Here is a 16,541-nt window from a genome sequence, read left to right on the forward strand (position 1 = left end):
CCGTCGGCGTCGCCCGGTCCGGACCCCGGACGCCCGGGCGGTGGCCCGCACCCTGAGGACGCTACGCCCGCAGGAAGCCCCGGACCACGTCGATGTGGTCCGGCAGCGGCAGCAGGAACGAGTCGTGCCCCCACGGCGACCGGACGTCCCGTCGCTCGACGGGGACGCCCGCGGCGGACAGCGTCGCGGCGATGCGGTCGCCGTGCTCGGGCCCGAAACGCCAGTCGCTCGTGAACGTCTCGACGAGGAACCGCGTCCCGGCCTCCCGGACGCGGTCGAGCCGACCCGCGGCGTCGGGGGCGTGAAACGGCGCGAAGTCGTCCATCACCTTCGACAGGTACAGGTAGCTCAGCGCGTCGAAGCGCTCGAGGAACGCGGTCGCCTGGTGGTCGAGGTAGTGCTCGACCTCGAACGACGGCGCGAACCAGTCGTGGCCGTCGCGCGGCGGGGTCGCGCGCGGGCCGTCGATGGCCGATCCGACCCCGCCGACCCGGCGCCGGCGCCCGAACTTCGTCGCGAGCGCCTCCTCCGACACGTAGGTCACGTGCCCGAGCATCCGGGCGGCGGCGAGGCCGGCCCGCGGGATCCGCCCCGTCCCGACGTAGCGCCCGCCCGCGAAGTCCGGGTCGCGCAGGATCCCCTCGCGGGCGGCGGTGGACAGCGCGAGGTTCTGCGCCGTGAGGGCGGAGGAGGCGCAGACGACGACGGCGCGCTCGACCTCCTCCGGCGCCTCCAGCGCCCACTCGAGGACCTGCATGCCCCCGAGCGACCCGCCGACCGCCGCCGCGACCCGGTCGACGCCGAGGTGCCGCACCAGGGCGCGCTGGACGCGGACGAGGTCGGCCACGGTGAACGCCGGGAAGTCCAGGCCGTAGGCCTCACCGGTCGACGGGTCGGTGGAGCTCGGGCCCGTCGTGCCGCGGCAGCCGCCGAGGAGGTTCGCGCAGACGACGAACCAGCGGTCCGTGTCGATCGCCCGGCCGGGTCCGACGAGGGCGTCCCACCAGCCGCGCCGCTCCGGGTCGCCGTGGTGCCCGGCGGCGTGCGCGTCGCCCGTCAGCGCGTGGCAGAGGACGACCGCGTTGGACGCCGCCGCGTCGAGCGTCCCGTAGGTCTCGTACGCGACCTCGACGGGGCCCAGACGGGCCCCGTTGTCGAGGACCAGCGGGGCGTCGGGCGTGAACAGGACGACCCGCTCGGTCCCGGTGCGACCGAGGCCCGGGCCGAGGTCCGGGGCGGACCCGTCGCCGCCCCCTCCCGTGATCGTCCCGTGGGTCACCGGCGTCCGGCGTCAGGTGGCGACGACGGCCGCGGCCTGCGACTTGGCGAGCGCCTGGTCGAGGTCGGCGCGCAGGTCGTCGATGTGCTCGATGCCGACCGACAGGCGGACGGCGTCGGGCGTGACGCCGGCCGCGGCGAGCTCCTCCTCGTTCAGCTGCGAGTGCGTCGTCGAGGCGTTGTGGATCGCCAGCGACTTCGCGTCCCCGATGTTCGCCAGGTGCGAGAACAGCGAGAGCGACTCGATGAACGTGCGGCCGGCCTCGAAGCCGCCCTTCACGCCGAAGGAGACGAGCGCGCCGCCACCGCCGCGGAGGACCTTCTTGCCGACCTCGTGGTAGGCGTTGCCCTCCAGGCCCGGGTGGTTGACCCAGGCGACGGCGTCGTGGGACTCGAGGTGGCGGGCGACCGCCAGCGCGTTCTCGTTGTGGCGCTCGAGCCGCAGGCTCAGCGTCTCGACGCCCTGGAGGATCAGGAACGCGTTGAACGGCGACAGCGCCGCGCCGGTGTTGCGCAGGAGCACCGTGCGGGCGCGCAGCACGTAGGCGATCGGCCCGGCGGCCTCCGTCCAGACGACCCCGTGGTACGACGGGTCGGGCTTCGTGAGGCCCGGGAAGCGCTCCGGCTGGGCGGACCAGTCGAAGTTCCCGGAGTCGACGATCGCGCCGCCGATGGACGTGCCGTGGCCGCCCAGGAACTTCGTCAGCGAGTGGACGGCGACGTCGGCGCCCTGCTCGAAGACGCGAGCGCCGACGGGCGTCGGGACGGTGTTGTCGACGATCAGCGGCAGGCCGGCGGCGTGCGCGGCCTCGGACCAGCGCGGGATGTCGAGCACGTTGAGCCGCGGGTTGCCGATCGTCTCGCCGAAGACGAGCTTCGTCCGGTCGTCGGCCAGACGGGCGACGGCGTCCGGGTCGTCGGCGTCGGCGAAGCGGACCTCGATGCCGTACTGCGGCAGCGTGTGCGCGAAGAGGTTGTAGGTCCCGCCGTAGAGCTGGGAGACCGAGATGATGTTGTCGCCGGCGTTCGCGATGTTCAGGACGGCGTAGGTGACGGCCGCCTGCCCCGAGGCCGTGACGAGCGCCGCCGGGCCGCCCTCGAGCTGCGCGAGCCGCTGCTCGAGCACGTCCCACGTCGGGTTCATGATCCGCGTGTAGATGTTGCCCGGCGTCTTCAGCGCGAAGAGGTCGGCCCCGTGCTGGACGTCGTCGAAGACGTACGACGTCGTCTGGTAGATCGGCACCGCGCGCGCGTTCGTGGCGCCGTCGGGCTCCTGCCCACCGTGCAGCGCGATGGTCTCGGGGTGGTACTGGGGCTGCTCGTCGCTCATCGGTGCTCCGGGGGTCGCTGGCGGGGCGCCACGGGCGTCGGGAGCCGCGGCGTGGCAGGCAGCCTAACGCCATCCGGGGCCCAAACACCAGAAATCAGGTCACATATCTAGTGTTTAACGCGGCCGGCACCGCCACGACGCGTCTCAGCGCACCTGGACCTTCGACGCGTACGCGCGGAGCGCCGCCGTCATCACGTCGGCGTAGGCCTGGTTCCCGGGCACGTTCGGGTGGATCGAGGCCGTCGCCGGGAGGGTCGGGGCCAGACCGATCGGCGTCCCGGGGTCGACCAGCTGGACCGTGTTGATCCACGGCGCAGCGCTGCCCGCGCCGTGCCCCTCGAACGCCGCCAGGACCTCGGTCGTGACCGGGTGCAGGCCGGCGGCGCGCGCCGCCGCGGCGACCTCCTCGTCGACCTGCGTGGCCCACACGTTCGCGAGCTTGCGCTCCGCCTGGGTGAGCGTCGTCGCGAACACCGCGTCCAGGGGCACCGCGGCCTCGGTGAAGAGCTTCGGGTACCCCGCGACGAGCACGTCGGCGCCCGGCGCGACCTGCCGGACCTGGGCGAACGTCGCGTCCAGGTTGCGGCGCACCTCGCCGCGGATCAGCGCCGTCTCGGTCTCGGCGTCCTTCGTGCAGTCGCCGGTCACGCAGCGCGTGAACTGCGGGACGAAGCGGGCGTCGTTGCCCCCGATCGAGAACGTGACGAGCGCGGGACCGGGCATCGCCCGCAGGCCGACGCGGACGCGGTCCAGCTGCGTGCCGCCGATGTCCGGGATCTGCGCGACGCCGCCGTCGCCGGAGAGCCGCACGTTCTCCGTCTTGGCGCCGCTGCAGGCGATGAACTGCGGGACCGGCACGAGGTCGCGGGGGATGAGGTTCGCCCACATCCGGCCGGAGCGCGCGCACGGCTGGTCGTCGTAGGGCTGTCCGACGCCGGTGCCTGCGGAGTACGAGTCGCCGAGCGCGTAGTAGGCGGCGTAGCCCGGCATGCCGGGGGCGCGGACCTCGACCGGGACCGACGGCCGGGCCTCCGCGCCGCCGTCCATGGCCACGACGCGGTAGCGCAGCCAGCGACCCGCCAGCCGGGCCGGCGCGGTGTCCGCGAGCGTGCGCGCCGTCGACGGCCTGCCGATCCGCTCCACGTCGCCGCTGAGGACGTCGACCCGCTCGACGCGGTAGCGGGTCGCGCCCTTCGAGGCCGGCCACTGGATGGTGGCGCCGTCGCCGGCGGGCGTGGCGCCGACGCCGGTGACGACCGCGGGGATCTTCCCGAGCGCCCGGACGATCACCGTCGGACCCGGAGCACCGAACGCGCGGCCGGTGGTGCGGAAGCGGATCCGGTAGCGGTACCGGTGACCGGCCTTGAGGCCCTTGATCTTCACCGTGTTGGTGCGGACGGTGGCCACGGTCCTGTAGCGGCGCGATTTCGAGGCGAGGTCGCGGCCCTCGACGCGCGTGGCCGTCACGCCCTTGCCCGCCGGGCGCATCCAGGTGAGCTGGACGGCGTGCGGCGTGTTCACCGGCTTGGCGAAGACGCCCCGGGGTGCGGAGGACGCGACGGACGGCAGGGCCAGCAGGAGGGCACCGGTGAGGACCGCGCCGGCGGCCGCGACGCGTCGTGCGTCGGTCCCTGGGAGCGGGGACCGCTCATCGCCGTCCGGACCGACTCGGGTTGAACGACGGGGGGCACACGATGAACGCACCGGCTCACCCTAGTGCGCGTCCCCGAGCCGTGCGCCGCATCACACAGCCGGCCCAGGAGACCGCCTTTCCGGCGTCAGCGCCCGTCCGAGGTCCGGGCCCGTCCGGGGTCAGCGCCGGCCCGGTGGGGCACCCGCGAGCGCCGCGTCAGCAGCCCGGGTCGTCGTCGCGGTAGATGACGCGGGTCCACGAGATCCGCCGGGCGGGGGTCGTCGCCGTCGCCGGGACGATGAGGCTCACGATCTGCCCGACGGCACACTCGTCGCCGTCGCCGAACGGCACGTCGATCGCCAGTCCGCGGCCCACGGCGGCGGCGTCCGCGGCGGGGACGGTCGCCGCCAGGACCGTGTCGCCGTCGGGGCGCAGCTTCATCGCCGGGTCCTTGTCCGTCTCGCCGGTCGCCGGCTCCACCGTCGGAGCGTCCTCGTCGTGGCCCGGGACCGCGAGGACGACCCGCCCGCCGGCCGTGACCCATGCGGCGACGCGGTACGTCCCGGCGAGTGCGACGACCCGGTCCGACCGTCGGCTGGTCGTCGCGGTGCGGGGGACGGCCGCCACGTGGTCCAGCCATCGCGACCGCTTCCCGCCCGGGGACTCCAGGTCGAAGGCCGAGACCCGGTCCACCCCACCGCCGGACCTCGGCGACCGCGTGGTCCAGATCGCCGTGCCGTCGGCCAGCCGTGCGGCGTCCCCGGCGTGCCAGGCGCCGATCCGGAAGGCCTCCCCGCCGGAGCAGCCGCGAAGGACGGTGCCCTGGTGCCACATCCGATCGCGGTGGTCGCGGGCGACCGTCCCGGGCTTCGGCGCGCAGGAGCGGACGGCGGACGCCTGACCCGCGCCGGCGGACGTCGCGAGGCCCCCGAGCGTCGCGACCACCGTCAACACGATCCCGCTCCGAAGAGGGCGGCGACCTCCGACCCCACGCTCCCCCGACATGCCCGACTCCCCCTCCGCTCGACCCATCGGAACCCGACGGTAGCCGCAGCGTCCGCCCGCGCGGCGGACTTCGGGGTCAGCACCTGCGGGCGGGCGCCCTCGGTACTACGGCAGCGGGGCGAGCAGCTGCAGCCCGGGGTGGTCGGTCCAGACCTCGGCGCCGGTGAGGATGGTGCGTGTCACGTTCGCGAACGACTTCGAGGCGAAGATGTGCATCACCCGGCCGTCGTTGAAGTCCTGCAGCGCGTCGGGCTTGGCGAACTGCGCCGCCGGCTCGGGATCGAGGTTCAGGTCGGCGCCGACGAACATCAGCGGGTTGCGGTTCACGAGCAGCGCGTCCAGCTGCGCGCGGAGCTCCTTCGCCTGCGCGCGCTTCACGCCGGTGGGGTCGAGGTGCGTGGTGCACACGAGCGCTCCCGACGAATCGGCGCACGTGAGCAGGCGCTTCTCGGGGTTCCCCTTCGCCTGCGCCGCGTACGCGTAGCGGTACGGCGACGTCAGCGTGCGCTGCGGCGCGGCGAGGATCGCGTTGCCGTACTCCCCGCGGTTCCCGCGACCACCGCGGCAGACGGACTTCGGACCGGCCTGGGTGAAGACGTGGTGGTAGCCGGTCTCCTTCGCGATCGTCCTGACCGACTTCGAACAGATCTCGTTCAGCGTGAGCAGGTCCGGCTTGCGCGCCTTGACCGTGGCGATGATGCTGCCCGTCGCGGTACCGCGCTTGTTCTCGCACTTCTGCGCCCGGTCGCAGGCGTTGAGGTGGATGAGCGGCGTGAACCGGCCGGCGGCCGACGCCGGGGACGCGGCGACGACGGGTGCGAGGGCTGAAGCCAGCGCGAACGCGGCGGCGACGCGGCGCAGCGTTCGGGCGGGACTGGACGTGGTCATGGCCCCCATGCTTCCACGCCGTTCCGGGACGGCCCGGGATCCTCACGAACCGTTCACGAACCGGGGATCGGCCCGGCGGGACCCGGGAACGACGACGGCCCGGGAGCTCCCGGGCCGTCGTCGGACCTCTTCTTGCGCGCGGGATCCGGCCCGCGCGGCGCGTTACAGCGGGATGTTGCCGTGCTTGCGCTTCGGCAGCGCGACGCGCTTGGTGCGCAGGACGCGCAGGGCGCCGGCGACCTTCGAGCGGGTCAGGGACGGCTCGATGACGTCGTCGATGTACCCGCGCTCGGCCGCGACGTACGGGTTCGCGAAGCGCGCCTTGTAGTCGTCCATCAGCGTGGCGCGGCGCTCGTCCGGCGTCGGCGAGCCGGCGATGTCGCGCCGGTAGACGATGTTGACCGCGCCCTCGGCGCCCATGACGGCGACCTCGGCCTGCGGCCACGCGAAGTTGAAGTCCGCACCGAGGTGCTTGGACGCCATGACGTCGTAGGCGCCGCCGTAGGACTTGCGCGTGATGACGGTGACCTTCGGGACCGTCGCCTCGGCGTAGGCGTAGAGCATCTTCGCGCCGTGGCGGATGATGCCGTCCCACTCCTGCGAGGTGCCCGGCAGGAAGCCCGGGACGTCGCAGAACGTGATCAGCGGGATGTTGAACGCGTCGCAGGTGCGGATGAACCGCGCGCCCTTCTCCGACGCCTCGATGTCGAGCACGCCCGCCATCTGGTTCGGCTGGTTGCCGACGATGCCGACCGCGTGCCCCTCGATGCGCCCGAAGCCGACGAGGATGTTCCTCGCGAAGTTCTCGTGGACCTCGAAGAACTCGGCGTCGTCCGTGACGAGCTTGATGACCTCGCGCATGTCGTACGGCTTGTTCGGGTTCGCCGGGACGGAGTCGTTCAGCGCGAGCTCCTCGCGGTCCCACGGGTCGTCCGTCGGGACGACCGGCGTGGTCTCGAGGTTGTTCTGCGGCAGGAACGAGAGGAGGTAGCGGGTCTCCTCGAGCGCGTGGTCCTCGTCCTCGAAGGCGAAGTGCGCCACGCCGGAACGGGAGCTGTGCGACATCGCGCCGCCGAGCTCCTCCATCTCGACCTCCTCGCCGGTGACCGTCTTGATGACGTCGGGGCCGGTGATGAACATGTGGGAGGTCTCCTTGACCATCCCGATGAAGTCGGTGATCGCGGGCGAGTAGACCGCGCCGCCGGCGCACGGCCCCATGATCAGCGAGATCTGGGGGATGACGCCGGAGGAGTCGACGTTGCGCTGGAAGACGTCGCCGTAGGCACCGAGGGAGACGACGCCCTCCTGGATGCGGGCGCCGCCGGAGTCGTTGATGCCGATGACCGGGCAGCCGATCTTCCCGGCGAGGTCCATGACCTTGCACATCTTCTCGCTCATGACCTCGCCGAGCGAGCCGCCGAAGACGGTGAAGTCCTGGGAGAAGACGGCGACCGGGCGACCGTCGATCGTGCCGTGCCCGGTGACGACGGCGTCGCCCCAGGCCCGCTGCTTCTGCATGTCGAAGTCGTACGTGCGGTGCCGCACGAAGGTGTCGAGCTCCTGGAACGATCCCTCGTCGAGCAGCTTCTCGATGCGCTCCCGGGCGGTGTACTTGCCCTTGGCGTGCTGCTTCTCGACGGCCTTCTCCGATGCGGAGTGGATCGCCTGGTTCCGGAGGTCGCGGAGCAGCTCGAGCTTGTCCTCGAAGGTCTCGGGCGAATGCAGACGCTGGCTCATGAGGCAGCCGATGCTATCCGCGCGCGGCCCGCGCACGCCGTGCGGGGAGGACGGCCCGGACGGCCGGGGGGCTCCGACCGGCGGTAGGACCGCCGTGCGGCACGGTCCGACGGGCGCGCCGCCGGTCGGGACGCGTGTCAGCATGAGGGCATGCGCAACGCGGCTCTCCGCCCGCTCCTCGTCGTCCTGGCGTCGGGAGGCCTGGCCCTCGGCACGGCGTCGTCGGCGTCGGCCCACGGCGGCACGAAGATCGCCGAGGGCGGCACGGGCGGGGTCACGATCCTGACCCAGGCGGAGGAGACGCAGACCGCCTCCGGCGGCGAGGCCGTCGACATCTCCACGACGCTCGAGGGCCCGGGCACCGGGAAGAGCGCGACCGTCGTCTACTACATCCGCCCGAAGGGCGGGAAGACGTTCCGCAAGACGACGACGCGCGACGAGGCCGGGATCGCGCACACCGACGTGCCGACCGCGGACCGCGGCGACTGGCGGTCGTGGGACGTCTCCGCCGTCGTCGACCTGAGCACCGGCAAGCGCCTGCGCGTCAGCAACGCCGAGGCGAACCCGCCCGGTCCGGAGCCCGCGAGCACCCCCGGTGGCGGCGCGACGGGCGCGGACGACGACGAGCCCGGGACGACGACCGCCACGACCCCCTCGTCGGGCGGGACCTCGCCGGACCCCGGGACGGACGCCGCCCCCGCGACGACCACGGACGGCGGCAGCGCGGACGACGGCGGCACGGTCACCGCCGAGACCGTCGAGGACGTCTCCGGGAAGAGCGACGGCACGCCGGGCTGGGTCGTCCCCAGCGGCATCGTCATCGTGCTCGCCGCGGTCGCACTGGCCGTCGTCCAGCAGCGGCGGCGCACGAAGGACGACATCGCCGACGAGGACTGAGCGCCGGCCGGCGGCCTACTCGAGCAGCCCGCGCTGCGCCGCCCAGTGGCTGACCTCGTGCCGGCTGGTGAGCTGCAGCTTGCGGAGCACCGAGCCGACGTGCGACTCGACCGTCCGCGGGCTGATCTCCATCCGCAGCGCGATCTGCTTGTAGGCGTAGCCCCGCGCCAGGTGGTGCAGGACCTCGCGCTCCCGCGGGGTCAGCGCGTCGAGGTCGTCGGGATCGTCGGCCGGCGGCCCCTCGGCGAAGGCGCGCAGCACGAACGTCGCGAGGCGGGGCCCGAAGACGGGCTCGCCCTCGTCGGTCCGCAGGATCGCGTCGACGAGGTCCGCCGCGCGGATCGTCTTGGTGACGTACCCGGTCGCCCCGGCGCGGATCACCGCGACGACGTCCTCGGCGGCGTCCGAGACGGAGAGCGCGAGGACCCGCGACCGGCTGCCGGCCGCCTTCAGGCCGCGCAGGACCTCGACCGCGCCGCCGCCGGGCAGGTGGACGTCGAGCAGCACGACGTCCGGGGTCGCGGCGAGCACGGTCGCGACGCCGGACGCCACGTCGCCGGCCTCGCCGACGACGTCGCACGCGGCCTGCAGCTCCCCGCGCACGCCCGCGCGGAAGAGCTCGTGGTCGTCGACCACCACGACCGTCGGACGGCGGGCCGGCGCGGCGCGCGGGGGCTGGGTGCTCATGCGGGATCCTCCGGGTGTGCGCCCTGCCGCTCGTCGTCGGTGGGCGTCCCGGCAGGGTCGTGGTCGCCGGGTCGCGTCCGGGACGACTCGTCCGGCAGGGTCAGCACGACCTCGGTGCCGGCCCCCGGCGTCCGCCGGGCCCGCGACCGGTGCGGTCGACCGCGTCGCCGCGGGACGGCCCCGGCCCGCGCGGGCCCTACGGTCGGAAGATCGTCGAACGCGGGGTCTGCGGCGCGATCCACTGCACGCCCTGGGGCAGCACGGGGGTCGGCGCCGCCGCGCGCCACACGAAGACCCGCCACTGCGAGCCCTGCTCGGCGCGGACCAGCCGGAACCCCGCGGGGCCCTGCGGGGTCGGGATCCGCGACAGCCCGTCGCCGTTCGAGAGCCGGTCGACGATCGCGATCGTCTGCGCGACGACGGGCGTCTCCGCCGGGATCTGCCGCAGGGTCGGCGCGTAGTAGGTCGCCGCCGGGTCCTGGTAGTTCGCGATCATCAGGACCTCCGGCCCCGGCTGGCCGCCGAGCGCCGCCCGGAGCGCCCCGCGCCAGTCGTCGCGCTGGTAGACGGGTGTCAGCGCCACGACGACGATCGTCGCGAGCTGGACCGCCCCGACGACGGCCAGGCCGACGACCGCGCGGCGGCCCAGCCGCCACGCCCCGAGCGCCGCGAGCACCGCGAGCGGTGGGATCAGGAGCACGTAGTTGCGGGTCAGGACGACGTCGAAGCCGACCGCGAGCCCGGCGATCGGCAGGATCCAGACGACCACGCAGAGCCCGAGCAGCGCCGTCCCGCGCGTCGGGCGACCGTCGCGCGGCCACGCGCCGGCCACGACCACGACGGTCAGGGCGACGACGAGGATCGCGCCGAGGACGTACTCGGCCGGCGCGTTGTAGCCCACCGCGAACTGCTTCGGCGTCTCGAGCAGTCGGGCACCGAGGCCCTTGACGTTCGAGATCGCCTGGTACATGTCCGTCGACTGCTGGTTCTTCGCGATCGGCGCCAGCGCGGCGACGGCGATCCCCGACAGCGCCGCGGGGGCGAGGAGCGGCAGCAGGGCGCGCAGCCGGCCCGGTCCGCCACCGGCCCGCACGAGGACGACCAGCCCGATGGCCCCCCAGCCGACGAGGAAGAGGATCCCGCCGAAGTAGTGGGTCCACGCGACCGCGACCGCGACGACCGCCCAGAGCCACAGGCGCCGGCCGGACGGGCGGTCGCAGGCCTGCAGCAGGAACACCCAGGCCGTCGCCGCCAGGAGCACGAAGACGCCGTAGCTGCGGGCCTCCTGCGAGAACCACTGCGCGAGGGGGTTGACGGCGAGCAGCGCCCCGGCCGCCAGCGCGATCCCGAGCGGGACCACGGTGCCGGCCGGCCCGGTGCCCCGGCCGAGCGCGCCCTCGACGGCACCGGCCGCGCGGGCGACCCGTCCGCGAGGCCCGGTGCCCCCGGTCGACGCCCGGTCCGCCGACGCACCGTCCCGGGGTGCGGCGGGACCATCCTGGCGCGGGGCGCGCCCCTCCGCCCCGTCGGGCCCCCCGCCGACGACGCGGGTGAGCCGGACCACGGGCCACACCGCGAGCGCGCCGGCCACGGCCGACAGGGACCGGAGCGCGAGCTCGCCCGTGCCGAAGAGCCGACCGACGACCCAGTCGAGGAGGTAGAAGAGCGGCGGCGTGTTCTCCGTCCGCTGGATCGTGGACCACGCGTGGCCGAGCGAGCCGTCGACGATCCGGCCGGTGTAGACCTCGTCGAGCCAGAAGCTCTGCTCCCCGGCCGTCGGGAGCCGGAGCACGAGCGCGCCCAGGACCAGCGCGCCGACGAGCAGCAGGGCGCGACGGGGCGGGGCGCCCATCGGAGGCGCCCGGACGCCTACAGGTCCCCGCCGGCGGTGGGGGGCGCGCCGGCCTCGGCCTCGTCGCCGCCGCCCATGCCCTCGCGGGCGAGGAACTCCTCGACCCACAGCGGGTTGGCCTCGGAGCGCTTCACGGTCGTCAGGAGGTCGCCCATCGTCGAGACCTCCTCGACCTGCTCCTTGAGGAACCACTGGATGAACTGCTCGGACTGGTAGTCGCCGGTGTCCCGGGCGATCTTCGCGAGGTTGGAGATCTGGCCGGTGACGACCTTCTCCTGCTCCAGCGCGACCTGGATCGGCTCCACGAGGTCCGCGAAGCCGTTGCGGGGGCCGGCGACGGCCGGGATCACGACCTCGGCGTCCTGGTCCATCAGGTACTGCACCATCTTCATCGCGTGCCCGCGCTCCTCGACGGCCTGCGCGTAGAAGAACGCCGCCAGGCGGGGCAGGGTCTGCGTGTCGTAGTGCACGGCGACGGCCACGTACTGCTGGCTGGCCGCGAACTCGTGCGCGACCTGCTCGTTGAGCGCTTCGACGAACTCGGGGGCGGGCATGCGCGCAACTGTACCCGCCGCACCGCGACCACCGGCCGTCCGGCTCCCGGCCCGACGGCGCGCCGTCCTCCCGTCCCTCGTCGGTTCCGACACACCCCCACCGGGTATCCTCGGAGGCTCATGGCCGACACCCTCCGCGTGAAGAAGAAGTGCTGCAAGAGCGGCCCGCGGTGCAAGAAGTGCCCGGTCGTGTGGAAGCGGCTGGAGACCGCCGGGCTCGCCGAGCGGCTCGACAAGCGCACCTACGTCCCGGGGGAGAAGATCCCCGGCAAGGCGTTCAAGACGGCTCGCCGGTAGGCGCCCGGGTAGGGTCCGTCCCATGGCAACCTGTCTCGTGACCGGCGGCGCCGGCTTCCTCGGCTCCCATCTGTGCGACGAGCTCCTGTCCCGCGGCAACCGCGTGATCTGCGTGGACAACCTCGAGACGGGCTCGCTGAACAACATCGCCCACATCCGGCGACCAGAGTTCGAGTTCGTGCAACGGGACATCGTCCAGCCGTTCTTCGTCGACGAGCCGGTGGACGTCGTCTACCACGCGGCCTCGCCGGCGTCCCCGATCGACTACCTGCGGCTGCCGCTGCACACGCTGAAGGTCGGCTCGCACGGCACCCACCACGCGCTCGGTCTGGCGAAGAAGCACCGCGCCCGCTTCCTGCTGTTCTCGACCTCCGAGGTCTACGGCGATCCGAAGGTCCACCCGCAGGACGAGTCGTACTGGGGGCACGTCAACCCGATCGGCCCGCGCGGCGTCTACGACGAGGCCAAGCGCTACGCCGAGGCCCTGACCATGGCGTACCACCGCCAGCAGGGCGTCGACACCCGCATCGTCCGGATCTTCAACACCTACGGCGCGCGCATGCGTCCGCACGACGGTCGCGCGATCCCGACGTTCTTCCGCCAGGCGCTGCTCGGCGAGCCGATCACGATGTTCGGCGACGGGTCCCAGACCCGGTCGTTCTGCTACTCCGACGACCTGATCCGCGGCATCATCGCGCTGGCCGAGTCCGACGAGCACCAGCCCGTGAACATCGGCAACCCCGGCGAGTTCACGCTGATGGAGCTCGCGGAGGCGGTCATCGCGGTCTCCGGCTCGTCGTCGGAGATCGTCTTCCAGCCGCTGCCCCGCGACGACCCCAAGCAGCGCCGCCCCGACATCACGCGCGCCCAGTCCATCCTCGGGTGGCGGCCGACCGTCGACCTCGCCGAGGGGCTGCGGAAGACGCTCGAGCTCGCCGGGCGGGACGGGCTGGTCGGGAGCGTCGATTGACGTCGTACGCGGCGGCCATCGTGCCGCTGCGACGGACGGCGCACGCATCTGGCAGGCTTCCCGGTTGGTGCATCAGGCGAGGCGCAGGCCCGAACGGGTCCCCGGGCAGCCCATGAGGCGCGAGCTCCAGGAGCCCGCGTCGGTCACGCCCCTGCGGCCAGCGGTCGACATCAGAGCAGGTCGCCCGGCGATCGTTCAGTCGCTCCTGAGCCGCGACACGCTCCGGCAGTTCATGCGCCTCGCGGCGCTCGTCGCCATCGACGCCGCGAGCGTCTACGCCGCGATCTTCACCGCCCTCGGACTGAAGGCCGCGTGGCTCGGGTCCTTCACGCCGGGCTGGCACGCGCACCAGGCGCGCGAGATCGCCCCGTTCACGATCCTCATCGTGCTCCTGAACTTCGGGCGGATGGGCCTCTACGGCCGGCGGACGGAGCGCCCCGGACTGGGGAAGATCGTCACCGGTCTGTTCCAGGTGATGGTCGTCTCGATGGTCTTCGTGCTGATCAACGGCCAGCGCGACCAGTTCTCCAGCTACTACATCTTCTACGGCTCGGTCATCGTCGGGGTCGTCTACATCGGGCTCCTGCGACTGGTGTACGAGAACATCAGCGCCCGGCTGCTCAGGTCGTCGGGCCAGCAGCGCCGGGCGATCCTCGTCGGCACGAGCGCGCACTCCGACGCCGTCGCCGCCGCGCTCTCGGAGGACGTCGACTCGGCGATCCAGGTCACCGGCATCCTGACGACGGACGCCCCGGGCTCCCGCCCGCTGCGCGCCCGCACGCTCGGCACGGCGGCGGACCTGCCCGTCCTGCTCGGCGCCGGGAACATCGACGAGGTCATCATCACCGACCCCGCGTTCCCGGAGGAGCAGGCGCTCGAGATCGTCGACCAGGCCCACCGGCTCGGCATCCACGTGCGCGTGGCCCCGTCGACGATGGAGATCCTCGTCCACCGGGCCGAGTTCATCCCGGGCCAGACGGTCCCGCTGTTCGAGCTCAAGCCGCCGGTCTCCGAGGGCCTCGACTTCGCGATCAAGCGCACGTTCGACCTGCTGGTCTCCAGCCTGATCCTCGTGGTGCTCAGCCCGCTGCTGCTGATGATCGCCGCGGCGGTGCGCTTCACGAGCACCGGCCCGGTCGTCTACCGCTCCCGCCGCCCGGGCGTCGGCGGCGTGCCGTTCGACTGCCTGAAGTTCCGCACGATGTACGACGACGCGGACGTCCGCCAGCACGAGCTCGAGGCCCTCAACGAGGCCGGCGGCGCGATCTTCAAGATGCGCAACGACCCGCGCGTCACCCCGGTCGGCCGCATGCTCCGGCGCCTGTCGCTCGACGAGCTCCTGCAGCTCATCAACGTGCTGCGCGGCGAGATGTCGCTCGTGGGCCCGCGCCCGCTCCCGCAGCGCGACTACGACCGGCTCGAGGAGTGGCACAAGAAGCGCTACCTCGTGCTCCCCGGTGTCACCGGCCTCTGGCAGGTCTCCGGCCGCTCGGACCTCGACTTCGACGACATGGTCCGCCTCGACTTCCTCTACCTCGAGCGCTGGTCCGTCTCGCTCGACATGACCATCCTCGTGAAGACCATCCCCGCCGTCTTCGGACGACGCGGCGCCTTCTGAGGGCACTCCTCCGGCCGAGTCGTCCACGCGGACGCCGCCGGCCCGCGTGACCTATCCGTCCCCGAGCAGCTCGTCGGGCGCCGACCGCGGCCCCGGACCGGGATCGCGGTGACCCCCGCGATCCCACCGGGGAGGAGGGGCCCGGGTGGCCGGCGTGCGTGCGCCGGCCACCCGAATGCGGTCAGGGGCTGGAGGGAAGCTCCTGCCCGCCGACGGTCCCGTCCTTGCCGGTGGCCGGCTCGACGTCGACGACGCTCGTGTCGCCGGCCGGTGCGTCGTACAGGGACGGATCGAGGTACGTGCCCTGGTCCTTCGCCGACTTCGTCCGCACCGGGGTGATCGCCTGCTTCCGCGCCTGCGGGTCGTTCCGGACGCCGGTCACCGACCACGAGACCTTCGTCCCGCCGTGCTCGGTGCGCACGACGAACGTCCCCGCGTCGTCGACCTCTCGGTCGACGATCGCCTGGCCGAAGCGCCCGATGGGCGTCAGCTGGTAGCGCCACCGCCCGGCGAGGGCGGTGGCGTAGTCGGGGAGGTCCACGGTGGCGCGACCGTCGTCGCCGGTCGTGACGTTGCCGGTGTAGACGACGGTGAGCACGTCGGTCTCGACCGGCGTGTGGGTGAGCGTCCGCTCCTTCGGCGCGCGCGGGTCGTCGATCTGGAAGCCGCTCTTCGTGCCGGTCACCGTGAGGTTGCCGTTGATCTGGACGTTGCCGTTGAAGAGCCCTGCCGTCGTGCCCTGACCGAAGATGCCGGCGCCGCTGCCGTTCGTGACGCCCTCGATCGCGTTGCGGGGGTTGGCGGCGTTGACGTTCTCGCCGCGGACGCCGACGCCGGTGCCGCCGCTGATCCCGGCCTGGCCGAGCACCCCGATGGCGCCGTTCGGGTCGGTGACGAAGCCCCGGACGCCGTAGCCGCCCTCACCGTCGTGCCGGCCGACGACGGCGCCGATGCCGTTGCACTTGCCGGGGTTCAGCTCGCACTTCGCCCCGTTCTGGCGCGCGACGACGGCCTCACCGGTGGAGCTGTCCCCGATGACCGCGGCGGCGCTCACCGATCCGACGACGCCCCAGATCGAATTCCCGCCGACGGTGTTCACGAACACCCCCGGGCCGACGCCCTGGTTGTCGACGTCAATGGCGCGGGCACCGCTGCCCGCGTTGGTGATCTTCGCCGAGAGGACCCCGTCGGTGGTCCCGCTCTGGGTCAGGTTGAGCGGGACGCTCACCGAGGCGTCCGCGCCGGCGGGGCCGGCCGGGCCGATCGGACCTGCCGGCCCGATGGGTCCGATGGGTCCGATGGGACCTGCGGGACCGGCGACGCCCGCCGGGCCGACGGGACCGATCGGCCCGACGGCGCCGGTGTCGCCCTTCGCCCCGGTGGGGCCGGTGTCGCCCTTGGCACCGGTCTCGCCCTTCGCGCCGGTCTCGCCCTTGGCGCCCGTGGGTCCGGCCTCGCCCGTCGGTCCGGGTGCCCCGGCCGGACCCGTCGTGCCCGCGGCACCGTCGGAGCCGGACGGCCCCTTCGGCCCGTAGACGTTCCACGAGATCTTGGCCTGGCCGCGCGGGCAGCGCGCCTTCTTGGTCGTCAGGTTGATGGTCTTGTAGGCGCGCGTCACGCACGCGTAGAGGCGCTCTGGGGTGGCGACCCCGGCCGCGGCACCGGCCGGGGCCGGACGGGCGACGAGGAGGGCCACGACGATCGCGAGCAGTGCCGCCGTGGAGAGGAATGAGTGGCGCCCTCGTACCGGGCGCGAGTGGGAATGCGTCATGTCGCGTGTCTACCACCGCCACGG

At 73.3% G+C, this 16,541-nt stretch carries 14 protein-coding genes; 4 read left to right on the forward strand and 10 right to left on the reverse strand.

Going from position 1 to position 16,541, the window contains the following annotated elements; translation table 11 throughout:
* Nucleotides 1–61: 61 nt before the first annotated feature.
* From metX to PATMI_RS0105535, 6 genes are all read right to left on the reverse strand, one after another.
* On the reverse strand, nt 62–1,279 hold the full coding sequence (gene metX, locus PATMI_RS0105510) for a homoserine O-acetyltransferase MetX (RefSeq protein WP_026910157.1): 1,218 nt from the start codon (nt 1,277–1,279) through the stop codon (nt 62–64).
* A 12-nt stretch (nt 1,280–1,291) separates the two neighbouring features.
* Nucleotides 1,292–2,608, reverse strand: a complete 1,317-nt coding sequence (locus PATMI_RS0105515; RefSeq protein WP_026910158.1) for an O-acetylhomoserine aminocarboxypropyltransferase/cysteine synthase family protein — start codon at nt 2,606–2,608, stop codon at nt 1,292–1,294.
* A 144-nt stretch (nt 2,609–2,752) separates the two neighbouring features.
* Nucleotides 2,753–4,129 (reverse strand): SGNH/GDSL hydrolase family protein, encoded by a 1,377-nt coding sequence (locus PATMI_RS0105520; RefSeq protein ID WP_169738330.1) that lies wholly within the window; start codon nt 4,127–4,129, stop codon nt 2,753–2,755.
* A gap of 328 nt (nt 4,130–4,457) precedes the next feature.
* Entirely contained in the window at nt 4,458–5,195 is a 738-nt protein-coding gene (locus PATMI_RS0105525) for a hypothetical protein (protein WP_157260626.1), read from the reverse strand.
* Nucleotides 5,196–5,351: 156 nt separating this feature from the next.
* A complete protein-coding gene (locus PATMI_RS33950) occupies nt 5,352–6,134 on the reverse strand; it encodes an endonuclease/exonuclease/phosphatase family protein (protein ID WP_157260627.1) in 783 nt (260 codons plus the stop codon).
* Nucleotides 6,135–6,296: 162 nt separating this feature from the next.
* A complete protein-coding gene (locus PATMI_RS0105535; RefSeq protein WP_051471090.1) occupies nt 6,297–7,871 on the reverse strand; it encodes an acyl-CoA carboxylase subunit beta in 1,575 nt (524 codons plus the stop codon).
* Between the two features lie 150 nt (nt 7,872–8,021).
* On the opposite strand from PATMI_RS0105535, the gene PATMI_RS27650 reads away from it, so the two are divergent.
* Nucleotides 8,022–8,768, forward strand: coding sequence for a hypothetical protein (locus tag PATMI_RS27650; protein ID WP_036725299.1), 747 nt, complete (start codon nt 8,022–8,024; stop codon nt 8,766–8,768).
* A 15-nt stretch (nt 8,769–8,783) separates the two neighbouring features.
* Here PATMI_RS27650 and PATMI_RS0105545 read toward each other — a convergent pair whose 3' ends face one another.
* The 3 genes from PATMI_RS0105545 to PATMI_RS0105555 all read right to left on the reverse strand — a co-directional run bounded on the left by PATMI_RS0105545 (nt 8,784) and on the right by PATMI_RS0105555 (nt 11,861).
* Entirely contained in the window at nt 8,784–9,455 is a 672-nt protein-coding gene (locus PATMI_RS0105545; protein ID WP_026910162.1) for a response regulator, read from the reverse strand.
* A gap of 196 nt (nt 9,456–9,651) precedes the next feature.
* Entirely contained in the window at nt 9,652–11,307 is a 1,656-nt protein-coding gene (locus PATMI_RS0105550; RefSeq protein WP_026910163.1) for a hypothetical protein, read from the reverse strand.
* Nucleotides 11,308–11,324: 17 nt separating this feature from the next.
* On the reverse strand, nt 11,325–11,861 hold the full coding sequence (locus tag PATMI_RS0105555) for a ferritin (RefSeq protein WP_026910164.1): 537 nt from the start codon (nt 11,859–11,861) through the stop codon (nt 11,325–11,327).
* Nucleotides 11,862–11,981: 120 nt separating this feature from the next.
* On the opposite strand from PATMI_RS0105555, the gene PATMI_RS37245 reads away from it, so the two are divergent.
* The 3 genes from PATMI_RS37245 (at nt 11,982) to PATMI_RS0105570 (ending at nt 14,746) form a co-directional block, all read left to right on the forward strand.
* Complete coding sequence (locus PATMI_RS37245; RefSeq protein ID WP_169738331.1) at nt 11,982–12,158, forward strand: hypothetical protein; 177 nt, start codon at nt 11,982–11,984, stop codon at nt 12,156–12,158.
* Nucleotides 12,159–12,180: 22 nt separating this feature from the next.
* The gene (locus tag PATMI_RS0105565) at nt 12,181–13,128 is read left to right on the forward strand and encodes a UDP-glucuronic acid decarboxylase family protein (RefSeq protein WP_026910165.1); all 948 of its coding nucleotides are present in this window, start codon (nt 12,181–12,183) and stop codon (nt 13,126–13,128) included.
* Between the two features lie 112 nt (nt 13,129–13,240).
* Entirely contained in the window at nt 13,241–14,746 is a 1,506-nt protein-coding gene (locus PATMI_RS0105570) for a sugar transferase (protein ID WP_026910166.1), read from the forward strand.
* Nucleotides 14,747–14,927: 181 nt separating this feature from the next.
* Here PATMI_RS0105570 and PATMI_RS37835 read toward each other — a convergent pair whose 3' ends face one another.
* The gene (locus tag PATMI_RS37835; RefSeq protein WP_084269702.1) at nt 14,928–16,517 is read right to left on the reverse strand and encodes a collagen-like domain-containing protein; all 1,590 of its coding nucleotides are present in this window, start codon (nt 16,515–16,517) and stop codon (nt 14,928–14,930) included.
* Nucleotides 16,518–16,541 lie beyond the last annotated feature (24 nt).

It is taken from the genome of Patulibacter minatonensis DSM 18081 (genome assembly GCF_000519325.1).
Lineage (GTDB): Bacteria > Actinomycetota > Thermoleophilia > Solirubrobacterales > Solirubrobacteraceae > Patulibacter > Patulibacter minatonensis.